This window comes from Streptomyces sp. NPDC059564 (assembly GCF_042735575.1).
Lineage (GTDB): Bacteria > Actinomycetota > Actinomycetes > Streptomycetales > Streptomycetaceae > Streptomyces.
Window position 1 is genome coordinate 1 of record NZ_JBHWBP010000555.1, and the last position, 3304, is coordinate 3304.

Genomic DNA, 3304 nt, shown 5'->3' on the forward strand with positions numbered 1-3304 from the left:
CGGCAGCCGCCCGCCCCGGGCGGCCGACTGCAGTGCTCGTCTACCTCATACGGCGGCTTTTCAACGTCGCCGCCACGCTGCTGGTGGTCTCCGCGGTCACCTTCGGCATCTTCTTCGCGGTCCCCAAGCTGACCGGCAGCGACCCCGCGCTCATGTACGCCGGCCGTGAGACCAGCGAGACCGCCCTGCAGGGCATCCGGGTCAAGATGGGCTTCGACAAGCCGATCTCCGAGCAGTACTGGGTGTTCCTCAAGGGGATCTTCGCCGGCCGCGACTACGACGCGGGCACCGAGGTCACGCACTGCGCCGCGCCGTGCTTCGGCTACTCCTTCAAGAGCGAGGCCCCCGTCTGGGAGACCATGGTCGACCGCATGCCGGTCACCCTCTCGCTCGCCCTCGGCGCGGCCGTCATCTGGGTCCTCGCCGGTGTGGCCACCGGAGTGGTCTCGGCGCTCAAACGCCGGACCACCATCGACCGCACCGTCATGATCGGCGCCCTCGCCGGCGTCTCCCTGCCGATCTTCTTCACCGGCATGGTGGCCCCCGCGGTCTTCGTCTACAGCCTCGGCTGGCTCGACGTCTCCAACTACAAACCCCTGACCGAGGATCCACTGGCCTGGCTCAACAGCATGATCCTGCCCTGGGTCACCCTGGCCTTCCTCTTCGCCGCCACCTACGCCCGCATCACCCGGGCGACCATGCTGGAAGTCCTCGGCGAGGACTACATCCGCACGGCGCGCGCCAAGGGCCTCAAGGAGGGCGTGGTCATCCGCAAGCACGCCCTGCGCTCCACCCTCACCCCGATCGTCACGATGTTCGGCCTCGACCTCGGCGGACTCCTCGGCGGCGCGGTGCTCACCGAGACGACCTTCAACTTCCAGGGTCTGGGAACGGCGGCCGTCGCCGCCATCGGCCAGGGCGACCTCCCCGTGATCATGGGAGTCACCCTGCTCGCCGCGCTCTTCGTGGTGATGGCCAACCTGATCGTGGACCTGCTGTACGCCGTCATCGACCCGCGCGTGAGGCTGACGTGACCAAGACCGTTTCCGACCAGCCCGCATTCGTCCCCGAGCAGGGCGGCCCGCGCGACGCGGTCCCCTTCCTCTCCGTACGCGACCTGCGGGTGCACTTCCCCACCGACGACGGCCTGGTGAAGTCCGTCGACGGACTCTCCTTCGACCTGGAACGCGGCAAGACCCTCGGCATCGTGGGCGAGTCCGGCTCCGGCAAGTCGGTCACCTCGCTGGCGATCATGGGCCTGCACCGCACCGGCAACGCGCGCAGCCGCCCCCACATCTCCGGCGAGGTCGTGCTCGACGGCGAGGACCTGGTGGCGGCCGACGCCGACCGCGTGCGGCGCCTGCGCGGGCACAAGATGGCGATGGTCTTCCAGGACCCGCTGTCCGCCATGCACCCGTACTACTCGGTGGGCAAGCAGATCATCGAGGCGTACCGGACCCACCACGACGTCGACAAGAAGAAGGCCCGCACCCGCGCCGTCGAGATGCTCGACCGCGTCGGCATCCCGGAGCCCCACCGGCGCGTGGACGCGTACCCGCACGAGTTCTCCGGCGGCATGCGCCAGCGCGCGATGATCGCGATGGCGCTGGTCAACAACCCCGAGCTGCTGATCGCGGACGAGCCGACCACCGCCCTGGACGTCACCGTCCAGGCGCAGATCCTCGACCTGATCCGCGACCTCCAGAAGGAGTTCGGCTCCGCGGTCATCATGATCACGCACGACCTCGGCGTGGTCGCGGAGATGGCCGACGACATCCTCGTGATGTATGGCGGCCGGTGCGTCGAGCGCGGCACCGCCGAGAAGGTCTTCTACGGCCCCCGGCACCCCTACACCTGGGGCCTGCTCGGCTCCATGCCGCGCATCGACCGCGACCAGACCGAGCGCCTGATCCCGGTCAAGGGCTCGCCGCCCAGCCTCATCAACATCCCGAGCGGCTGTGCCTTCAACCCGCGGTGCCCCTACGCCGACGTCCCCAAGGGCGGCGTCACCCGCACCGTGCGTCCCGAACTGACCCAGGACGACACCCTGCACTGGTCCGCCTGCCACATGTCGCAGGAGGAGCGGACCCGGATCTGGACCGAAGAGATTGCGCCGAAGCTGTGAGCGAGACCACCGTGACCGAGACGCCCGATTCGCCCTCGACGCCTGAGACGAACGACGCGGACGTGCTGCTGAAGGTGACCGGGCTGGTCAAGCACTTCCCCATCAGCAAGGGGTTGCTGCGCAGGCAGGCCGGGGCCGTCAAGGCCGTGGACGGCATCGACTTCGAGGTGCGGCGGGGCGAGACCCTCGGCATCGTCGGCGAGTCCGGCTGCGGCAAGTCCACCATGGGCCGGCTGATCACCCGGCTGCTCGAACCGACCGGCGGCACGGTCGAGTTCGAGGGCAAGGACATCACGCACCTGGGCGTGGCGGGCATGCGGCCGCTCCGCCGTGACGTGCAGATGATCTTCCAGGACCCGTACGGCTCGCTGAACCCGCGGCACACGGTCGGCACGATCGTCGGCGCGCCCTTCAAGCTCCAGAAGGTCACCCCGGAGGGCGGCCTCAAGGCGGAGGTCCAGCGGCTGCTGTCGCTGGTCGGCCTGAACCCCGAGCACTTCAACCGCTACCCGCACGAGTTCTCGGGCGGTCAGCGCCAGCGCATCGGCATCGCGCGGGCGCTGGCGCTGAAGCCGAAGCTGGTGGTCGCGGACGAGCCCGTCTCGGCCCTGGACGTGTCGATCCAGGCGCAGGTGGTCAACCTGCTGGACGACCTCCAGGAGGAGCTCGGCCTCACGTACGTGATCATCGCGCACGACCTGTCGGTCATCCGGCACGTCTCGGACCGCATCGCGGTGATGTACCTCGGCAAGATCGTGGAGCTGTCCGACCGCAAGTCGCTGTACGAGGCCCCGATGCACCCGTACACGACGGCGCTGATGTCGGCGGTCCCGGTGCCGGACCCGAGGCGGCGCGGCGTGAAGAGCGGCCGCATCCTGCTGAAGGGCGACGTGCCCTCGCCGATCTCCCCGCCGGCCGGGTGCCGCTTCCACACGCGGTGCTGGAAGGCGACGGAGATGTGCACGAAGGTGGACCCGCCGCTGGTCGCCCTGAAGACGGGCCACCAGGTCGCCTGCCACCACCCGGAAAACGCCCCGGATCAGGCTCCGAACGACCCACCCCTCCCGGGCGCGACGGACGCGGTGTAGCGGTTCCACGGCGCCGTCGGGCCAAATCCAGCCCTGACCGGCGCCGTCGGGCCAAATCCAGCCCCGCCCGGGGGCACCTCCCAGCGGTAGC

3 protein-coding genes are annotated in these 3304 nt (G+C 69.6%); all 3 read left to right on the forward strand.

Going from position 1 to position 3304, the window contains the following annotated elements:
* Positions 1 to 32: 32 nt before the first annotated feature.
* Positions 33 to 1034, forward strand: coding sequence for an ABC transporter permease (locus ACFV0Q_RS40010; protein WP_385012833.1), 1002 nt, complete (start codon positions 33 to 35; stop codon positions 1032 to 1034).
* Between the two features lie 83 nt (positions 1035 to 1117).
* Positions 1118 to 2125 carry an ABC transporter ATP-binding protein gene (locus ACFV0Q_RS40015; RefSeq protein WP_385012834.1) on the forward strand — a complete coding sequence of 336 codons (1008 nt, stop codon included), beginning with the start codon at positions 1118 to 1120 and terminating at the stop codon, positions 2123 to 2125.
* Between the two features lie 11 nt (positions 2126 to 2136).
* Positions 2137 to 3213: an ABC transporter ATP-binding protein gene (locus ACFV0Q_RS40020; RefSeq protein ID WP_385012835.1), complete on the forward strand. Its 1077-nt coding sequence runs from the start codon at positions 2137 to 2139 to the stop codon at positions 3211 to 3213.
* Positions 3214 to 3304 lie beyond the last annotated feature (91 nt).